An 18,718-nucleotide genomic window follows, 5' to 3' on the forward strand; every position below is an offset into this window, starting at 1 on the left:
AGGGCGTTCACGCGGCCAGCGGAATGGCCTGGATGGTCGGTACGGGCGCGGTCGGATGCGGCGCCGCGCTGTCGTGCAGCAGTTCCTCGGCGGCGGTGCCGTACAGCTGCTGCAGGAACGCCACGCTCAGCGCCGCGCTCGGGCCGTCGTAGACCAGTTCGCCGTCGCGCAGCGCAATCACGCGGTCGCAGTAGCGCTGTGCCAGGCTGACGTGGTGCAGGCTGACCACCAGCGTCATGCCGGCGTCGCGGTTGAGTGCGGACAACTGCTCCATCACGCGCCGCGTCGACTCCGGATCGAGCGAGGCGACCGGCTCGTCGGCCAGCAGCAGTTGCGCGCCCTGCACCAGCACCCGGGCGATGGCGGCGCGCTGCTGCTGTCCGCCCGACAGGGTCGAGGCGCGCTGGAAGGCTTGCTCCTGCAGGCCGATGGCGCCCAACGCGTCCAGCGCGCGGGCCTTGTGGTCCAGCGTGAACCGCCCGGTCAGGCTGCGCCACAGCGGCACTTCGGCGGCCAGGCCGGTCAGCACGTTGCTCATCACCGGCAGGCGGCCGACCAGGTTGAACTGCTGGAAGATCACGCCGATGCCGTGGCGCAGCCGCCGGATGTCCCTGGCCAGCCGGCCGCCGGCCTGCAGCGGCCGCCCGAACACCTCCACCGAACCGCCGCCCGCATCGGCCACCTCCAGGCCGCACAGGCACCGCAGCAGGGTCGACTTGCCGGAGCCCGAGGCGCCCAGCAGCGCCACGCGTTCGCCGCGGCGGATGGCCAGGCTCACGCCGCGCAGCGCCGGACGGCCCGCGAAGGTCTTGCGCACGTCGTTCACGCGCACGACCACGTCTGCGTTGTCTTGTTTCATGGCCGGAACTCTAGGTTCCGACGATGAAGGTTGCGTGACAGTGTCGACAGTTGACAGATTCGTGGCGCGTCAGCCGATCTGCTGTGACTTGCGCCAGGCCGCGGGGCTCAGGCCGGTCCATCGCTCGAACGCCCGCACGAAGCTGCGCTGGTCGCTGAACTCGAGCTTCTCTGCCACCTGGGCGGTGGAGTGGCCGGCATGCAGCAGGCGCTGCGCCTCCTCGCGGCGCTGCTCATCGAGCAGGTCCGAGTAGCGCAGGCCTTCGCGTGCCAGCGCGCGCTGCAGGTTGCGCGGGCTCATGTCCAGGTCATCCGCCACCCGCGACAATGGGAGCAAGCGCCCACTTGCGTCGTACAGGCGCTTGCGCAGGGTGCCGGCACGCTGCAACGTCAGGCTGCGCATGGCCAGGTCGCGCTCGCAGGCCTGTCGCGCCAGCTCGATGCCCAACGCGCTGTAGAGCAGCTGCGGCCGGTCGAGCGCACCCGGCTGGAACACCAGCCGGCTGATCGGATGGCCGAAGGTCACGTTGGCGCCGAACAGGTCGGCCAGGCTGTCGCGCAGGCTTGGCGCCACGCAGCTGAGCTCGACCCGGTTGAACAGCGGCGGGCCGTGCGGCTGCAGCTGCCGCAAGGCGTTGGCGACCGTGGCCAGGTGGTCGATGTCCAGGAAATCGCGCAGTTCGGGGTCGTCGAACCGGCTGTGGGCGGCCAGCCAGCATTCGCGGCCGTCCTCGTGGAAACGCAGGTCGAGCATCGAGCCGGCCACCAACTGGTAGCTCAGTCCGAAACGCAGCGCTTCGCCCAGGGTGCGGTGGGCCGCGAAGCCGGGGCCGATCGCGCCCAGGTGCGGCAACGCCTTGCGCGCGCCGGAGTTCACCGCCAGCTGCAGGCCGCGTGCCCGGTAAAGGCTGCGCAGAATGCCCTCGCGCGCCTCCGCATAGGAATAGCGGGCGTCCGGCAGGCCGTCCTGGGCGCTCAGGCTCGGGAACAGCTCGGCGATGTTCCAGTTCTGCTCCTGCGCGATCGTCAGGATGCCGGCGAGAGGGAGAACCGGGAAAACGGCGTCATGGACAGACAGCTTCCAGCCCAGTCCCCCAGGGGTTAACCCGGCTTTGTCGTCCGGCGTCATGGCCTCGTCGTCATCGGTCATACCCGCCGTCCTGCGCCAATTTGACAATTCATATCCCGGCTTGCTCGCCTTCGAGGCGTGAGTCTGCCACGCAGCGGCCGGCTTTTGCCGCGATCCCAAAAAGAGTCCAACGGAGACCTGACCAATGAACGAGTTCGACTACGTGATCGTGGGCGGCGGCTCCGCCGGCTGCACCATCGCCAGCCGCCTGACCGAAGACCCCGACGTCACCGTGTGCCTGCTGGAAAACGGCGGCCCCGATACCAGCGTGCTGATCCACGCGCCCGCCGGCGTGGTGGCCATGATGCCCACCAAGATCAACAACTACGGTTATGAGACGGTGCCGCAGCCGGGGCTGAACGGCCGCCGCGGCTACCAGCCGCGCGGCAAGACGCTGGGGGGATCGAGCTCCATCAACGCCATGCTCTACGTGCGCGGCAACCGCTTCGACTACGACACCTGGGCGGCGCAGGGCAACCCGGGCTGGGGCTACGACGACGTGCTGCCGTACTTTCGCAAGTCCGAGCACAACGAGCAGTTCGACAACGAGTTCCACGGCCAGGGTGGCCCGTTGAACGTCACCTATGCCCACTACCAGAGCCCCCTGCGGGACGTCTTCCTGCGCGCCGCGCAGGAGCAGGGCATTCCCGCCAATCCCGACTACAACGGCGCCCGGCAGGAGGGCGCGTTCGTCTACCAGGTCACGCAGAAGAACGGCGAGCGCTGCAGTGCGGCCAAGGCCTACCTCACGCCGAACCTGTCGCGCCCGAACCTGAAGGTCATCACCCGCGCGCAGACCTCGCGCGTGCTCGTCGAGAACGGCCGCGCCACCGGGGTGGAATACCTCCAGGGCAACACAACGCAGCAGGCGCGCGCGCGGCGCGAGGTGGTCATGACCGCCGGCGCCTTCGGCACGCCGCAGGTGCTCATGCTCTCGGGCATCGGCCCGGGCGCGCACCTGCGCTCGCTGGGCATCCAGACGCTGCTGGATGTGCCCGGCGTCGGCCAGAACCTGCAGGACCACATCGACCACGTGCAATCGTGGCGCACCGCCAGCAACACCGAGACCTTCGGCGTCTCGATCGGCGGCGGGCTGAAGTTCGGCAAGGCCATGCTCGAATGGCGCAGCAAGCGCACCGGGCTGGTCACCACCCCCTACGCCACGGCGGGAGCATTCGTGCGCTCCACGCCCGACGCGCCGGCCTGCGACCTCCAGCTCATCTTCGTGGTGGCCATCGTCGACGACCATGCCCGCAAGATGCACATGGGCCACGGCATCTCCTGCCACGTCGACCTGCTGCGCCCGCACGCCCGCGGCACCGTCACGCTGGCCAGCCGCGACCCGCGCGCGGCGCCGCTCATCGATCCGCGCTTCCTGTCAGACGACCGCGACCTCGCCGCGCTCGTGCGCGGCGTGCAGCTTCAGCAGCGGATCATCGAGTCGCGCGCCTTCGACGGCATTCGCGGCGAGCAGCTGTACTCGACCAAGGTCGACGACGTGGCCGGCATCGAGGCCGACATCCGCAACCGCGCCGATACGCAATACCACCCGGTGGGCACCTGCAAGATGGGCCCGGCCACCGACCCGATGGCCGTGGTGGACGAACGCCTGCGCCTGCGCGGCATCGCCGGCCTGCGCGTGGCGGACGCGTCGATCATGCCCAACGTCGTCTCCGGCAACACCAACGCACCCACCATCATGATCGGTGAGAAGGCGGCGCGAATGATCCGCGAGGACGCCGTCCGCCTGGCGCACGCGGCCTGAGCGCGATTGAAGCTTACCAACACCCACGATCCCGTTTCCACAACGCAAACCAAAGAGACATGAACAACATTCGCCTCATCGCCGCTGCTGTCACGGCCGCCTGCGCGTTCCACGCGGCCCATGCCCAGACGGCGCCCAAGCCGGCCGAGCCTGCCACCGTCGAGGCCAACGAAGCCTTCTCCAAGACCCTGCCGTGGCAGGACAAGCGCGCGTTCGACGACGCCCGGCGCGGCTTCGTCGCCGCCATTCCCGGCGGCAGAATCGACGGCAAGGGGCCGATGCCGGTCTGGAACATGGGCGCCTACGCGTTTCTCGACAAGGACAAGGCGGCCGACACGGTCAACCCGAGCCTGTGGCGCCAGGCCCAGCTGAACGCCATCCACGGCCTGTTCAAGGTCAGCGACGGCATCTACCAGCTGCGCGGCCTGGACCTGTCCAACATGACCGTGGTCGAAGGCAAGACCGGCCTGATCATCATCGACCCGCTGCTGACCGCCGAGACCGCCAAGGCCGGCCTGGAGCTGTACTACCAGAACCGCCCGCGCAAGCCGGTGGTGGCCGTGATCTACAGCCACAGCCATGCCGACCACTTCGGCGGCGTCAAGGGCGTCACCAGCGAGGAAGACGTGGCCGCCGGCCGCGTCAGGATCTACGCCCCCGAAGGCTTCATGGACCATGCGGTGGCCGAGAACATCATCGCCGGCAACGCGATGAGCCGCCGCGCCACCTACCAGTTCGGGTCGCTCCTGCCGCCGAGCGAGCGCGGCAGCGTCGACACCGGCCTGGGCAAGAACCTCGCGCGCGGCACGCTGACCCTGATCGCGCCCACCGACACCATCTCCGACAAGACGCCCAAGCTCACCATCGACGGCGTGGACATCGAGTTCATGATGGCGCCCGGCTCCGAGGCGCCGTCCGAGACGATGATGTACTTCCCGCAGCAGAAGGTGTTCAATGCGGCCGAGGTGGTGACGCAGAACATGCACAACCTGTACACGCTGCGCGGCGCCGAGGTGCGCGACGCCGTGGCCTGGTCGCGCTACATCGACGAGGCGCGCCTGAAATTCGGCGACCGTGCCGACGTCATGATCGCCCAGCACCACTGGCCGACCTGGGGCGCCGAGCGGGTCGACGAGATGATGCGCAAGCAGCGCGACCTGTACAAGTTCATTCACGACCAGACCGTGCGCCTGCTCAACGAAGGCTACAAGCCCGACCAGATCGCCGAGATGGTCAAGCTGCCCGAGAGCCAGAACGCCGAGTGGTCCTCGCACAGCTACTACGGCACGCTGCGCCACAACGCCCGCGCCATCTACCAGAAGTACCTCGGCTGGTACGACGCCAACCCGGCGCACCTGAACCCGCTGCCGGAGGTGGAGCAGGCCAAGAAGCAGGTCGCGTACATGGGCGGCGCCGACGCCGTCATTGCGCATGCCCGCAAGGACTACGCCGCCGGCGAGTACCGCTGGGTGGCCAGCGTGATGAACCAGGTGGTATTCGCCGATCCGTCCAACAAGGCGGCACGCGACCTCGGCGCCGACGCGCTGGAGCAGCTCGGCTACCAGAGCGAAGGCGGCACCTGGCGCGGCGCGTACCTGATGGGCGCGCAGGAGCTGCGCAACGGCGTGCCCAAGCTGCCGTCGCTCAACACGCTCAACGACGACACGCTGCGCGCGCTGTCCACCGGCCTGTTCATGGACTACCTGGGCGTGCGCCTGAATGCCGACAAGGCGCAAGGCAAGCACATCGTGCTCAACTGGGACTTCACCGACACCAAGGAGAAGTACGTGCTCAACCTCGAGAACTCGGCGCTCACCTATTCCGAAGGTCGCGCCGATCCCAAGGCCGACGCCAGCTTCACGCTGACCCGCGCCACGCTCAACGAGGTGATCCTGGGCAAGACCACGTTCCCCGAGGTGATCAAGGCGGGCAAGGCAAAGGTGCAGGGCGACCCGCGCAAGCTGGGCGAGCTGATGGCCATGCTCGACACGTTCCCGGGCAACTTTGCCATCGTCGAGCCGGTGCAGCCCCCCGCACCCGCTCAGTAAGCCGGAGAGAAAGATGAACGCATTCACCGATCCTGCCCACCTGGCCATTCCGGCCGAATTCACCGAAGCGCTCGCGGCGCAGCGGGCCCACTTCGAGGCCAACCGCTACCCCAGCTACGAGCAGCGCGTGGCGGATCTCAAGCAGGTGGTCCGCCTCGTGGCGGACAACCAGCAGGCGCTGGTGGATGCGGTCAACGCGGACTACGGCTGCCGCTCCAGCTTCGAGACCTCGTTCGCCGAGATCGCGGTCACGCTGGACGGCCTGCAGGAAACCATCAAGAGCCTGCGCAAGTGGATGAAGCCCCAGAAGCGCCACGTCGACCCGATGCGCATGCCGCTGGCCAAGGCCCGCCTGGTGCCGCAGCCGGTCGGCGTGGTCGGCATCGTGGTGCCGTGGAACTTCCCGCTGGCCATGGTCTTCCACCCGCTCACCTGCATCTTCGCCGCCGGCAACACCGCCATGGTGAAGATGTCGGAGAACTCCAACCACACCGCGCGCCTGCTCAAGCAGCTGGCCGCGCGCTATTTCCCGCCCTCGAAGCTATGCTTCTTCGAGGACGGCGGCGGTCGCGGCCCGGCCTTCACCTCGCTGCCGTTCGACCACATCTTCTTCACCGGCTCGCCGGCCACCGGCAAGGCGGTGATGGCCAACGCCGCGCGCAACCTCACACCGGTGACGCTGGAGCTGGGCGGCAAGTCGCCCGCCATCATCGGGCCCGACTACGACATGGCCGCCGCGGCCAAGCGCGTGATGTGGGCCAAGACGCTCAATGCCGGGCAGATCTGCACCAACATCGACTACCTGTTCGTGCCCGAGGGCAAGACCCAGGCATTCATCGACCACGCGCGCAAGGCCTTCCAGGCCAGCTACCCGGACATCAACAACGGCAGCTACACGGCCGTGATCGACCAGCGCTCCTATGACCGGCTCATGGCCGCGCTGGACGACGCGCGCAGCAAGGGCGCGACCGTGATCGAGCTGGCCGAGGGCCAGGTGCCCGACGCGGCGCGCCGCATCATGGGCCCCAAGGTGGTGGTCGGCGTCACCGACGACATGGACCTGATGCAGCGCGAGATCTTCGGCCCGATCCTGCCGGTGCGCACGTACACCAGCCGCGAGGAGGTGGCGCGCTACATCAACGAGCGGCCGCGCCCGCTGTCGATGTACCCGTTCACCAACGACAAGGCGCTGGCCGACTGGTACATCATGAACACGCTCTCGGGCGGCGTCACGGTCAACGACAGCGTGCTGCACGTCAGCGTGCACAGCCTGCCGTTCGGCGGCATCGGCAACAGCGGCATGGGCCACTACCACGGCTACGAGGGCTTCACCACCTTCTCGAAGATGCGGCCGATCCTCTACCAGGGCCCGGTGCGCAGCATCGACTTCCTGGCCGCGCCGTACGGCGCGCGCGCCAGGAAGATCCTGGCCATGATGATCCGGATGAAGAGCTGATCAGTCCGGCGCGCCGGTGTCCTCGGCGCCGGCGCCGCCGTCCTGGCGCAACGCCAGCGCCCGCTGATAGAGCTCGTTGCGGCCGGCGCCGCTGATCTGCGCGGCCAGGCGCACAGCCGTCTTGAGCGGCAATTCCTCCAGCAGCAGCCGCAGCACCTGTTCGGCCTGCGCGCCGTCGTCCCCGGCGGCGGGCGCCGGATGCAGCACCAGCGCGAATTCGCCGCGCGTGCGCTGGGCGTCGGCGGCCAGCCAGTCGGCAAGGTCCTGCGCCGGCACGGTGGCGATCTCCTCGAACTGCTTGGTCAGCTCCCGGCCCAGCGTCACGCGCCGCTCGCCCAGCGGCGCCAGGGCGCGGGCCAGCGCATCGATGCGGTGTGGCGCTTCCAGCAGCACCGTCGCGCGCGTTTCGCCGCGCAGCCGCTCGACCGCCTGCGCACGCTCGCCGGCCTTGGTCGGCAGGAACCCCTGGAACACGAATGCGCCCTCGGCGCCAGCGGCGTCGCCCACCAGCCCGGCCGCGCTGAGCAGCGTGGTCACGCTGCTGGCGCCGGGCAGCGGCAGCACGCGCTGGCCGGCCGCGCGCACCGCTTCGACCAGGCGCGCGCCCGGATCGCTCACACCGGGGGTGCCGGCGTCGCTCACGTAGGCCACCCGTTCGCCGCGCGCGAGCCGCGCCACCACCGCCTGGGCGGCCTCGGCCTCGTTGTGCTGATGCACGGCCAGCAAGGCGCTGCCGGCGCGCGGCTCGATGCCGTAGGCGCGCAGCATGCCTTGCGTGTGGCGCGTGTCCTCGCAGGCGATCGCGTCTGCCAGGCCCAGCACATGCAGCGCGCGCAGCGTGACATCTGCCAGATTTCCGATCGGCGTGGCCACGACGTACAGCGTGCCCTGCGGATAATGCTGCGAGCCCGCGGCCTCGCGGGCGGCCTGCAGCGCGCTGTGGAACGAGGCGGAGATGGCAGCTGGCGGTTTCAAGATGGGCGATCTCCGGCGCAAGGGCAGAACAACGATGGCAACAGGGAGCCGGTGCGTGGCCGGGGCAGCGGCGTCGGGCGCAGGCCGCGGCGCCCATTCCGTCACGACCAAGCAACGTGGCGACGACGCCGAAGCGGCCGCATTCGAATACCTGTGCGCGGCCGGCCTGACGCCGGTGGCACGCAATTATCGGACGCCCGGGCGCGGCGGCGGCGAGATCGACCTGATCATGCGCGAGCGCGACGGCACGCTGGTGTTCGTCGAGGTGCGCCAGCGCAGCACCGGCTCGCACGGCGGCGCGGGCGCCAGCATCACCGGCCTCAAGCAGCGGCGCATCGTGTTCGCGGCGCGCCACTTCATTGCCCGCCTGCGGGTGGCGCCGCCGTGCCGCTTCGACGTGGTCCTGGTGCACGAGCGCATCGAATGGCTGCGGGCGGCCTTCGATGCACCATCATGATGGCCTGCGCGCACGCGGCTATCATGCCGGCCCATCATGCTTGAGCAACGGATCCAGCAGCATTTCATCGACGGCGCCGATCTCAAGTTCCAGGCCGGGCCGGTACTGAGCAAGCCGATCTCGCTCGCCGTGCAGGCAGTGCTGGCCTGCGTGACCAGCGGCGGCAAGGTGCTCGCCTGCGGGGCAGGCCCTTCCGGGCTGCTGGCGGCGCATTTCGTGGCGCACTTCATCGGGCGTTTCGAGCGCGAGCGCCCGGGACTGGCGGCGATGGCGCTGCCGTCCGACCCCGCCGAACTTCTCGCCGACAGCGCCGACGCGGCCGACGCCGACCGCTTCGCGCGCCAGGTGCGCGCGCTGGGCGAGTCCAGCGACGTGCTGCTGGCGCTGAGCGCCAGCGGCGAATCCGCCGCCGTGCTGGCGGCGGTCCAGGCCGCGCACGAGCGCGAGATGACCGTCGTGGCCCTGCTCGGCGGCCAGGGCGGCGCGGTCGCGCGCGCCCTGCGCGACACCGACGTGCAGGTCACCGTGCCGCATGAGCGGGCCTCGCGCGTGCACGAGGTGCACATGCTGATGCTTCACTGCCTGTGCGACTGCGTCGATGCCCAGTTGCTGGGCGTGCAGGAAGACTGAACGCTCAGGCCGCGTCGCGCTGCGCCGGCGGGCGCAACTCGGGCGGCCATTCCATGTGGCAGCTGTCGTGCTGCGCGAGCGGCAAGCCGCCGACGTCCAGCCGGTAGCCGCGCGCGAAGGCCTGCAGCAGTTCCTCGGCGTCCCAGCCCTGGTGCGGAAAGTCGAAGTCTTCGGTCTTCACCGTATTGAGCGGCAGGTTCATGATCCGCGAGCGTTCCCAGCAGTAGCCGTGGCGCCACTTGAACAGGAACCGGTATTGCCCGATGGCCCGTTCCAGCGAATTGGGCGCCTTGAAGTGCGTGGCCTCGACCACCGGGATCAGGTCCGGAAGCGGCAGCAGGTGCCCGTCCAGCGAAGTGGGCAGCGACCAGTCGAGCGCCCCGTCGACCCAGCGCCAGCGCACCAGCGCATGCTCCTCGCGGGTGACCGGCTCGAGCGCGGCGGGCTGCGCCTGCGCGATGCCGCCGCTGTTGAACGACCGGGTGATGTTGCGCCCCAGGCGAAGGCTGAGAATGCCCTGCGCCGTGTCCCACTGCTCGATCAGCCGCGTGTCCACCGGCTGGATGAAGACGATGTCGTCCACCAGAAAGAGGACGTTGCGGGCGCCGGAGGCCTTCATCAGGCGCAGCAGGTCGGGCTTGAAGGCCTGCTCCGCCACCGCGGTGAGCTGCAGCGACTGGTACGCCGCGAACACTTCCTCGTAGGCTTGCTGGTGCGCCGGCGTGGATGCGCGGTACAGCACGGTCAGCGGCAGCGGCTTCGACAGTTGCTCCGCGTAGCTGCGCAGGAGCAGTTCGAGCTGGATCGCGCGGTCCTTCGAGAACACCAGCACCAGCGGTGCGCCGCGTGCGGCGGCCCGGCCGCTCAGCCGCGCACCGATGCGCGCCGCTACCGAGCGGGCCGCCGTCCAGGCCCTCACGCGCGCGCTCCCCGAACCACGGCGGACATGGCGGCGATATGCGGCGTCGAACGGCGTGGCCGGGTGTTCATGTTTCGAACATTAACATTTTTTGACTAATTCGAGGAGGCGGGGAGCGCGGTGCGACGCCCCGGGTTCCGGCTCGGAGCCGGAAAGTCCCTGGGCTAAACTTCCCGCACGTTTTCGCCCGTTTCGCCTCGTTTGCCCCGTCTAGAAGGAAGGAAGTTCATGAGACCGTCCGCCACCGTTGCCGTTCGACGCTTCACGATCATGCTCACGGCCGGCGCCGCGCTGACCCTCGCATTGGGCGGCTGCGTGCCGCTGGTGGTGGGCGGGGCGGCCGTCGGCGCCGGCATGGTCGCGACCGACCGGCGCAGTTCGGGCGCCCAACTGGACGACACCAACATCGAGTTGCGCGGTGCGGCCCGCATCCGCGACATCGCCAACGACAACATGAACGTCACGGTGGTCAGCTACAACCGCAAGGTGCTGCTGACCGGTACCGTCGGCAGCGACGCCGACCGCCGCCGTGCCGAGGAGGTTGTCGGGCAGGTCGACAACGTGCGCGGCGTCTACAACGAGATCGTCGTCGGCCCGGGCAGCACGATCATGGACCGCTCCAACGACACCTACATCACCAGCAAGGTGAAGGCACAGCTGGTCAGCCAGAGCGACATCTTCGCCAACAACTTCAAGGTCGTGACCGAGCGCGGCGTGGTGTACCTGCTGGGCATCGCCACCCGCGCCGAGGCCGACCGCGCCAGCGAGATCGCGCGCGGCGTCGACGGCGTGCAGAAGGTGGTGCGCATGGTGGAAATCGTCAGCGCCGCCGACCTGGCGGGCGGCGCCACCACGGGCGGTACGTCGGCGGCCCCGTCGTCGTCGTCCAACGTGCCGCTGCCGCCCATGCAGCCGCTGCCGCCGGCCGGTGGCACGGCGCCCGCGGGCGGCGGCGCCGTCACCTCGCCGGTGCGCTGAGCCGGCACCGGCGCGCGGCGCGCCGGATCAGCCCTTCGCGCGCAGGCGCGTGACCAGGCTGGAGGTGTCCCAGCGATTGCCGCCGGCGCGCTGAACGTCGCCGTAGAACTGGTCGACCACGGCGGTGACCGGCAGCGCCGAGCCATTGCGGCGCGCCTCGTCCAGGCACAGGCCCAGGTCCTTGCGCATCCAGTCGACGGCGAAGCCGAAGTCGAACCGGTCCTCGATCATCGTCTTGCCGCGGTTGTCCATCTGCCAGCTCTGGGCCGCGCCCTTGCCGATCACGTCCAGCACCGCGGCCATGTCCAGCCCGGCGTTCTGGCCGAAGGCGATGGCCTCCGACAGCCCTTGCACCAGGCCCGCGATGGCGATCTGGTTGACCATCTTCGCCAGCTGGCCGCTGCCGCTGTCGCCCAGCAGGGTGATGGCGCGGGCGAAGGCGTCGGCCACCGGCCGGACCGATGCGAAGGCAGCCGCGTCGCCGCCGCACATGACGGTCAGCACGCCGTTCTGCGCGCCGGCCTGTCCGCCGGAGACCGGTGCGTCGATGAACTGCAGGCCGGCCAGCAGTGCGGCCCGGGCCAGTTCGCGCGCCACGTTGGCCGAGGCGGTGGTGTGGTCCACGAAGATCGCGCCGGGCTTCATGCCGGCGAAGGCGCCGTCGGCGCCCAGCGTCACCGAGCGCAGGTCGTCGTCGTTACCGACGCAGCAGAACACGATGTCGGCGCCGGCGGCGGCTTCGCGGGGCGTGGCTGCGTGGCGCGGGGCGATGGCGGCGTCGGCCAGTTCGCGGCACCAGTCGGCGGCCTTGGCGGCGGTGCGGTTGTAGACGGTCACGCCGTGGCCGGCGCGGGCAAGGTGGCCCGCCATGGGGTAGCCCATCACCCCCAGTCCGAGGAACGCCACCTGGCGCGAAGGGGTGGGGGAGTAGGTCTTGGGTTGGATGCTGCTGGTCATGCGCACGAGCTTAGCGCGCCACGTCGCCAGGTGGCGCGTCGGCGCACCCCGGCCGCCCAGCGGGGGTCAGACTATCGCGAAGTGCTCGGTGCCCGCCGACAGGTCGGTCTGGCGCGCGCGCTGGCTGTTGAGCTTGATCTGCAGCCGCAGGTCGTTCGCCGAATCCGCGAAGCGGATGGCGTCCTCGAAGCCGATGGCGCGGTTCTCGAACAGGTCGTACAGGGCCTGGTCGAAGGTCTGCATTCCCAGGTTGCGGCTCTTCTTCATGATCTCCTTGATCTCGCCCACTTCGCCCTTGAGGATGAGGTCGGCGATCAGCGGCGTGTTCAGGAGAATCTCGACCGCCGCCACGCGCCCGCGGCCGTCCTCGGTCGGGATGAGCCGCTGCGACACCAGCGAACGCAGGTTGAGCGACAGGTCCATCAGCAGCTGCGCGCGCCGCTCCTCGGGGAAGAAGTTGATGATCCGGTCCAGCGCCTGGTTGGCGCTGTTGGCGTGCAGCGTGGCCATGCACAGGTGGCCCGTCTCGGCGAAGGCCACGGCGTGCTCCATGGTCTCGCGGTCGCGGATCTCGCCCATGAGGATGACGTCCGGCGCCTGGCGCAGCGTGTTCTTCAGCGCCGCCTCCCAGCTCTCGGTGTCGATGCCGACTTCACGCTGCGTGACCACGCAGTTCTTGTGCGGGTGCACGAACTCGATCGGGTCCTCGACCGTGACGATGTGGCCCTGCGAGTTCTCGTTGCGCCAGTCGATCATGGCCGCCAGGCTGGTCGACTTGCCCGAGCCGGTGGCGCCGACCAGGATGACCAGGCCGCGCTTGGTCATGGACACGTCCTTGAGCACCTGCGGCATGTTCAGTGCGTCGATGGTCGGCAGCGTCGCCGGAATCGTGCGCAGCACCATGCCCACCTTGCCCTGCTGCACGAAGGCGTTGACGCGAAAGCGCCCGACGCCCGTCGGGGAGATGGCGAAGTTGCATTCCTTGGTGCGCTCGAACTCGGCCACCTGCCGGTCGTTCATCACCGAGCGGGTCAGCGCCAGCGTGTGCTGGCTGCCCAGCGGCTGCTGCGAAACCTTGGTGACCTTGCCGTCTACCTTGATGGCCGGCGGGAAGTCGGCCGTGATGAACAGGTCGCTGCCCTTGCGGCTGACCATCAGCCGAAGCAGGTCGTTGATGAACTGGCTGGCCTGATCGCGTTCCATGGCGCGCTCCTTTGAATCTGGACGGGACGCCGTCGGCGCCTGTTGCGAATTGGGACCGACAGCGGGGTTGGCGTCAACCGGGGAAGTTTTCCGGGATCTTGGCCTTGGACCGCGCCTCTGCCGCGGAGATGACGTTGCGGCGCACCAGGTCGGTCAGGCACTGGTCCAGCGTCTGCATGCCCTGGCCGCTGCCGGTCTGGATCGACGAGTACATCTGCGCGACCTTCGCCTCGCGGATCAGGTTGCGGATGGCCGGCGTGCCCAGCATGATCTCGTGCGCCGCCACGCGGCCCTGGCCGTCCTTGGTCTTGCACAGGGTCTGGGAGATCACCGCCTGCAGCGACTCCGACAGCATGGCGCGGATCATTTCCTTTTCCTCGCCCGGGAACACGTCGATGATCCGGTCGATGGTCTTGGCCGCGCTGGAGGTGTGCAGCGTGCCGAACACCAGGTGGCCGGTTTCCGCCGCCGTCATGGCCAGGCGGATGGTTTCCAGGTCGCGCAACTCGCCCACCAGGATCGCGTCCGGGTCCTCGCGCAGCGCCGAGCGCAGCGCGTTCGAGAAGGACAGCGTCATCGGCCCCACTTCGCGCTGGTTGATCAGGCACTTCTTCGATTCGTGCACGAACTCGATCGGATCCTCCACCGTCAGGATGTGGCCGTACTCGGTCTCGTTGAGGTAGTTGATCATTGCCGCCAGCGTGGTCGACTTGCCCGAGCCGGTCGGGCCGGTCACCAGCACCAGGCCGCGCGGCTTGAGCGCCAGGTCGCCGAAAATCTTGGGCGCGTTGAGCGCCTCGAGCGACAGGATCTTCGACGGAATGGTCCGGAACACCGCGGCCGCGCCGCGCGCCTGGTTGAAGGCATTGACCCGAAACCGCGCCAGGCCGTCGATCTCGAAAGAGAAGTCGACCTCGAGGAACTCTTCGTAGTGCTTGCGATGGGTGTCGCTCATGATGTCGTACACCATGGCATGCACTTCCTTGTGGTCGAGCGGATCCACGTTGATCCGTCGCACGTCGCCATGCACCCGGATCATCGGCGGCAGGCCGGCCGAGAGGTGCAGGTCCGACGCCTTGTTCTTGACGCTGAATGCCAGCAGTTGGGTAATGTCCACGAGGGCCCTCGACGCAAAGAGTTGGACGTCAGGCTAAATTCTTAGTGACGTTTTGATACGAATTCGAAAGATTATGACGACGATCGAGCACAAGCTCCAGCAGGTTCGCGACCGGATCGCGGCGGCCTGCCTGGCTTGTGGGCGCACGCCAGAGAGTGTGCGCCTGCTGGCGGTTTCCAAGACCTTTGCCGCGCCGGCGTTGCGCGAAGCCCACGCGGCGGGCCAATCGGCGTTCGGCGAGAACTACGTGCAGGAGGGCCTGGCCAAGATCGAGGCGCTGGCCGACCTGCGCGCCGGCCTCGAATGGCATTGCATCGGCCCTCTTCAGAGCAACAAGACGCGCCCGGTCGCCGAGCAGTTCGACTGGGTCCACAGCGTGGACAGGCTCAAGATCGCCCAGCGCCTGTCCGAACAGCGTCCGCCCGGGCTGGCCCCGCTGCAGCTTTGCCTGCAGGTGAACGTGGACGGCGGCGCCAACAAGTCCGGCGTGGCACCCGCCGACGCCCTCGCGCTGGCGCAGCAAGTGTCGCAATTGCCCAACATCCGCCTGCGCGGGCTGATGGCCATTCCGGAGCCGGCAGAGGGGTTCGAGGCGCAACGGGCCTTGTTCGAGCGGGCGGCGCAGCTGTACGAGAAACTGCGCGCCGCCGGGTTGGCGCTGGACACCCTGTCGCTGGGCATGAGCGCCGACCTCGAGGCGGCCATTGCCGCCGGCAGCACGATGGTCCGGGTCGGGACGGCGATCTTCGGCGGCCGGGCGTACGCGGCCGATCCGGCGGCCTGAGACCCAGGCTAGCGCGGGCCAGCCGAGGACGGCGCATGGTCCGACAAGCCGGGCCGTGCCGGGCCGACGCACGGCGCGAACGGCGGCTGGTTCAATCGAAGGCCGTGGCCGAGAGGCCGACACAGCCTGCCCATATGCCGACACGACCTTCCCGACGTCTGCCGCGTTCCTGTATTGCCGTTGCGGGTGCGGCACTGATGCTGGCGCTTGCCGGCTGCGGAACCAGCAAGGAAGAGCGCATCGCCAACTACGCGCCGGAAACCTTCAATTCGACCGACGCCCATTCGCGCGACTTCCCGGCCAGCGAAGCCCAGGTGTGCGAGGCCGCGCGCCGCGCCCTGCTCAGCCAGGGCTATCAGCTCAAGGACGCGACGTCCCAGCAGGTGCGTGGCGTCAAGGGTTTCCAGCCCGAGAACGAGGTGCACATGGAGGTGCAGATGCAGGTGGTCTGCGCCGCCGACGCCAAGGCCGGCGGCGAAAAGCGCCGCAGCACCGCGTTCGTCAGCGCCGTGCAGGATCGTTTCGCCCTGAAGAAATCGCCCAACTCGGCCAGCGTGGGAGTCGGCGTGCTCGGGTCGGTATCGCTTCCTTATTCGGCCAGCGACGATTCGATGGTCAAGGTGGCCAGCGCGACGGTGTCCGACGACCAGTTCTACGAGCGCTTCTATGCGCTGATCGACCGTTACCTGACGACCGACGGCCCGGACCCGAAGCCGCCGCCAGCGCCCGCGGCCGGTACGCCGGCCGATCCGGTTGCCAGCGGGAAGAAGGAATAGCCGGCCGGGGAACACAAGGGGCAAATTCCACTCAAAGTGGCCACTCGGCGTGGGCCGGGTAGCATTTGAGTCAATGCCCTTGCGATCCTTACCTACTGTTTCCCGTCCTGCCATGCGCGTGCTGGCGTGTGCCGCGCTCGGCGCCGCGCTGGCCGGATGCGCGAGCACGAGTTCCACTTCCGGGGCCAACTACCAGTCCGAGGACTTCAACTCCACGGACACGCACACGCGCACCTTCGTCGCCACCGAGAGCCAGACCTGCGAGGCAGCGCGGCGCGCTTTGCTCAGCCAGGGCTACCTGGTCGCCGCCGGCGACGCCGCTTTTGTATCCGGGAAGAAAGCCTTCCAGCCGGACCCCGAAGTACACCTGGAAATCGACTTCCGCGTGGTCTGCGCCAAGGACAGCGGTGGCGCGCGGTCGCCCGACGGCAAGCCGCGCACCATTGCCTTTGTCAGCGCCCTGCAAGACCGTTACAGCCTCAAGAAGGTGAACAACTCGGCCAGCGTCGGGGTGGGCGTGATCGGGTCGGTGTCGCTTCCGTACTCGTCCACCGACGATTCGATGGTGAAGGTCGCCAGCCAGACGGTGACGGACGACCGGTTCTACGACCGGTTCTTCAAGATCGTGGAGCGCTACCTGGTGCTGGATACCCCCGCGCCGCTGCCGCCGACGGCCATGCCGGTGGCCCCGCAGGTGTTCCCCGAGCAGGTGGCTCCGGGTGCCACGCCGCTGCACGGCGAAACCGCCGGACTCGCGATGGTCGCGCCGCTTGCCCCCCTGCCGCCGCTACCGGCGGCTGACGCGCCGCAGCAAGCCGCGGCCGACGCCCCGCAACCGGCAGACGCGACGCAGCCGGCCGAGCAGCCGCTCAAGGCTGCCGCGGCGCCGCCGACCCGCTCGGTCGCCGGCACGGTGCAGGCGCCCGCAGCGCCGAACTAGAGAGTTACTTGCCCTTCGGGCGCTTGGCCTTGGCCGGCCCGGCAGCCGCCTTGCCGGCGGGCTTGCCGCCGCCGGCTTTCTCGCGCTTGTACGTCTCGTAGTAGTCGCCGGCCAGCTCCCGCATGGCGCGGCCGATGTTGGCGTAGTCGTATTCGTTGAGGTTGGCCAGCGACACGCGGCCCGACGGATGCGGCGTGCCGAAGCCTTTGCCGGGCAGCAGCACAACGCCGCTGCGCTGGGCGATGTGGAACAGCATCTCGTTGGGCCGGGTGCGCGCCGCCATCCATTTGGCGAAGTCGCGCCCGTACAGCTGCTCGGCCATCGCCTCGCCGTCGACCAGGTGGTAGTAGTCCACCGAGTTGGGATCGTGCTTCATCGGCACGGCCAGCTCGCGGTAGAGCGCCTCCTTGCGCCGGCGCACGATCTGCTTCATCGATTCCTTGTATTCGTCGCGTTCGTCCATGAGGCAGAACAGCGAGAACAGGACCATCTGCACCTGCACCGGGGTGGACAGGCCGGCCGTGTGGTTCAGCGCCACGGTGCGGCTGTCGGCCACCAGGCGGTCGATGAACTTCAGCTGGCGCGGCGTGGTCGTGATCGAGCCGTAGCGCTCGTCCAGCTCCTTGCGCTGCGCCTCGGGCAGGTTGGCGATCTTCTCGTCCAGCACGTTCTTCTCGTGCGTGGCCACCACGCCCATGCGCCAGCCGGTCGCACCGAAGTACTTGGAGTACGAATACACCAGGATGGTGTTGTACGGGCACATGGCGAACAGCGACACGAAGTTGTCCGCGAACGTGCCGTACACGTCGTCGGTCAGGATGATCAGGTCGGGCCGCTTCCGGACGATCTCCACCAGGTACTCGAGCACCTCGTCGGACAGGCGCACCGAGGGCGGGTTGCTCGGGTTGCACAGGAAGAACGCCTTGACCTTCGGGTCGAGCAGCTTGTCCAGCTCCTTCTTGGTGAACTGCCAGTTGTTCTCGACCGGCGCGTCGATCTCCAGCTCCACCAGCTGGTAGTCGTTCAGGTGCGGGATCTCGATGTAGGGCGTGAAGATGGGCATGCCCAGCGCGATGGTGTCACCCTTCTTGATCAGGTGGTTCTGCTTCATGCTGGCGAACAGGTACGTCATGGCCGCGGTGCCGCCCTCGACCGCGTACATCTCGAAATTGCCGTCGAACGGGTGCGTGCCGATCATCTCCTTGTGGATGTACTTGCCCACGATGATCTCGGACAGCCGCAGAAAGCGGTCCGGCACCGGGTAGTTGCAGCCCAGGATCGCCTCGCACATCTCGTACAGGAAGTCGCCGGCCGACAGGCCCAGCTGGTCGCGCACGTACGAGACCGCGGCGGCCACGAACATCACGCCGCGCACCTCCCGGTTGCGGTGCACGAAGATCTCGAAGCGCTCCTCGATGCCGTCGCGTTGCGGAAAGCCGCCGACGTTGTCCATGTAGATGTACGAGCGCTCCGCCTCCGTCATGGCGAACAGGCCGAGCTGGAAGAAGCCATGCCGCGGCAGCGTGGCCAGGAAATTCGGATTGCCGCGGCCGGCGTTGAGCATCAGGCGGTCGCCTTCCCTGGCCACCTGGATGAGGGCATCCTTGAGTTCGAAGGGGCTCAGGCTGCCCAGTTTCTCGACGTCGCTGAAGTCCATGGGAGATCTCCTTGGTGATGCGGACAGGAAGCCGCCGGCTCGTCGCCCGGCGCCGTTTGGAAAAGAGTC

The 18,718-nt window shown here is 68.6% G+C and carries 17 protein-coding genes; 9 read left to right on the forward strand and 8 right to left on the reverse strand.

Annotated elements, in window-relative coordinates; genetic code table 11:
* Nucleotides 1-7: 7 nt before the first annotated feature.
* Both phnC and VES41_RS00615 read right to left on the reverse strand, forming a co-directional pair.
* On the reverse strand, nucleotides 8-859 hold the full coding sequence (gene phnC, locus VES41_RS00610; protein WP_324811647.1) for a phosphonate ABC transporter ATP-binding protein: 852 nt from the start codon (nucleotides 857-859) through the stop codon (nucleotides 8-10).
* Between the two features lie 69 nt (nucleotides 860-928).
* Complete coding sequence (locus VES41_RS00615; RefSeq protein WP_324811649.1) at nucleotides 929-2,008, reverse strand: helix-turn-helix domain-containing protein; 1,080 nt, start codon at nucleotides 2,006-2,008, stop codon at nucleotides 929-931.
* Nucleotides 2,009-2,132: 124 nt separating this feature from the next.
* Between VES41_RS00615 and VES41_RS00620 the strand changes: the two genes are divergently transcribed.
* The 3 genes from VES41_RS00620 to VES41_RS00630 are packed head-to-tail and all read left to right on the forward strand — an operon-like array spanning nucleotide 2,133 to nucleotide 7,256.
* Nucleotides 2,133-3,752, forward strand: a complete 1,620-nt coding sequence (locus VES41_RS00620) for a GMC family oxidoreductase (RefSeq protein ID WP_324811651.1) — start codon at nucleotides 2,133-2,135, stop codon at nucleotides 3,750-3,752.
* Nucleotides 3,753-3,811: 59 nt separating this feature from the next.
* The gene (locus tag VES41_RS00625; RefSeq protein ID WP_324811653.1) at nucleotides 3,812-5,800 is read left to right on the forward strand and encodes an alkyl/aryl-sulfatase; all 1,989 of its coding nucleotides are present in this window, start codon (nucleotides 3,812-3,814) and stop codon (nucleotides 5,798-5,800) included.
* 13 nt (nucleotides 5,801-5,813) lie between these two features.
* Nucleotides 5,814-7,256 carry a coniferyl aldehyde dehydrogenase gene (locus VES41_RS00630; protein ID WP_324811655.1) on the forward strand — a complete coding sequence of 481 codons (1,443 nt, stop codon included), beginning with the start codon at nucleotides 5,814-5,816 and terminating at the stop codon, nucleotides 7,254-7,256.
* On the opposite strand, the gene rsmI is transcribed toward VES41_RS00630, so the two are convergent.
* Nucleotides 7,257-8,213 carry a 16S rRNA (cytidine(1402)-2'-O)-methyltransferase gene (gene rsmI / locus VES41_RS00635; protein WP_324811839.1) on the reverse strand — a complete coding sequence of 319 codons (957 nt, stop codon included), beginning with the start codon at nucleotides 8,211-8,213 and terminating at the stop codon, nucleotides 7,257-7,259.
* A gap of 73 nt (nucleotides 8,214-8,286) precedes the next feature.
* Between rsmI and VES41_RS00640 the strand changes: the two genes are divergently transcribed.
* Nucleotides 8,287-8,688: a YraN family protein gene (locus VES41_RS00640; RefSeq protein WP_324811657.1), complete on the forward strand. Its 402-nt coding sequence runs from the start codon at nucleotides 8,287-8,289 to the stop codon at nucleotides 8,686-8,688.
* Nucleotides 8,689-8,724: 36 nt separating this feature from the next.
* Complete coding sequence (locus tag VES41_RS00645) at nucleotides 8,725-9,318, forward strand: SIS domain-containing protein (RefSeq protein WP_324811659.1); 594 nt, start codon at nucleotides 8,725-8,727, stop codon at nucleotides 9,316-9,318.
* Nucleotides 9,319-9,322: 4 nt separating this feature from the next.
* Here the strand turns inward: VES41_RS00645 and VES41_RS00650 are convergent, their stop codons facing one another.
* Complete coding sequence (locus VES41_RS00650; protein ID WP_324811661.1) at nucleotides 9,323-10,237, reverse strand: hypothetical protein; 915 nt, start codon at nucleotides 10,235-10,237, stop codon at nucleotides 9,323-9,325.
* Between the two features lie 228 nt (nucleotides 10,238-10,465).
* Between VES41_RS00650 and VES41_RS00655 the strand changes: the two genes are divergently transcribed.
* Complete coding sequence (locus VES41_RS00655; RefSeq protein ID WP_324811663.1) at nucleotides 10,466-11,215, forward strand: BON domain-containing protein; 750 nt, start codon at nucleotides 10,466-10,468, stop codon at nucleotides 11,213-11,215.
* A 27-nt stretch (nucleotides 11,216-11,242) separates the two neighbouring features.
* Here the strand turns inward: VES41_RS00655 and VES41_RS00660 are convergent, their stop codons facing one another.
* From VES41_RS00660 to VES41_RS00670, 3 genes are all read right to left on the reverse strand, one after another.
* Nucleotides 11,243-12,172 (reverse strand): NAD(P)-dependent oxidoreductase, encoded by a 930-nt coding sequence (locus VES41_RS00660; RefSeq protein WP_324811665.1) that lies wholly within the window; start codon nucleotides 12,170-12,172, stop codon nucleotides 11,243-11,245.
* A 66-nt stretch (nucleotides 12,173-12,238) separates the two neighbouring features.
* Complete coding sequence (locus tag VES41_RS00665) at nucleotides 12,239-13,375, reverse strand: PilT/PilU family type 4a pilus ATPase (RefSeq protein ID WP_324811667.1); 1,137 nt, start codon at nucleotides 13,373-13,375, stop codon at nucleotides 12,239-12,241.
* A gap of 73 nt (nucleotides 13,376-13,448) precedes the next feature.
* On the reverse strand, nucleotides 13,449-14,492 hold the full coding sequence (locus tag VES41_RS00670) for a type IV pilus twitching motility protein PilT (RefSeq protein ID WP_324811669.1): 1,044 nt from the start codon (nucleotides 14,490-14,492) through the stop codon (nucleotides 13,449-13,451).
* A 73-nt stretch (nucleotides 14,493-14,565) separates the two neighbouring features.
* On the opposite strand from VES41_RS00670, the gene VES41_RS00675 reads away from it, so the two are divergent.
* The 3 genes from VES41_RS00675 (at nucleotide 14,566) to VES41_RS00685 (ending at nucleotide 16,992) form a co-directional block, all read left to right on the forward strand.
* Entirely contained in the window at nucleotides 14,566-15,276 is a 711-nt protein-coding gene (locus VES41_RS00675) for a YggS family pyridoxal phosphate-dependent enzyme (protein ID WP_324811671.1), read from the forward strand.
* 197 nt (nucleotides 15,277-15,473) lie between these two features.
* Nucleotides 15,474-16,052, forward strand: coding sequence for a DUF2242 domain-containing protein (locus tag VES41_RS00680; RefSeq protein WP_324811673.1), 579 nt, complete (start codon nucleotides 15,474-15,476; stop codon nucleotides 16,050-16,052).
* A 112-nt stretch (nucleotides 16,053-16,164) separates the two neighbouring features.
* Nucleotides 16,165-16,992 (forward strand): DUF2242 domain-containing protein, encoded by an 828-nt coding sequence (locus VES41_RS00685; RefSeq protein ID WP_324811675.1) that lies wholly within the window; start codon nucleotides 16,165-16,167, stop codon nucleotides 16,990-16,992.
* Nucleotides 16,993-16,996: 4 nt separating this feature from the next.
* Here VES41_RS00685 and VES41_RS00690 read toward each other — a convergent pair whose 3' ends face one another.
* Nucleotides 16,997-18,649, reverse strand: a complete 1,653-nt coding sequence (locus VES41_RS00690) for a bifunctional aspartate transaminase/aspartate 4-decarboxylase (RefSeq protein ID WP_324811677.1) — start codon at nucleotides 18,647-18,649, stop codon at nucleotides 16,997-16,999.
* Nucleotides 18,650-18,718: the final 69 nt, after the last annotated feature.

Source organism: Variovorax sp. (assembly GCF_035634955.1).
Taxonomy (GTDB): domain Bacteria; phylum Pseudomonadota; class Gammaproteobacteria; order Burkholderiales; family Burkholderiaceae_C; genus Variovorax.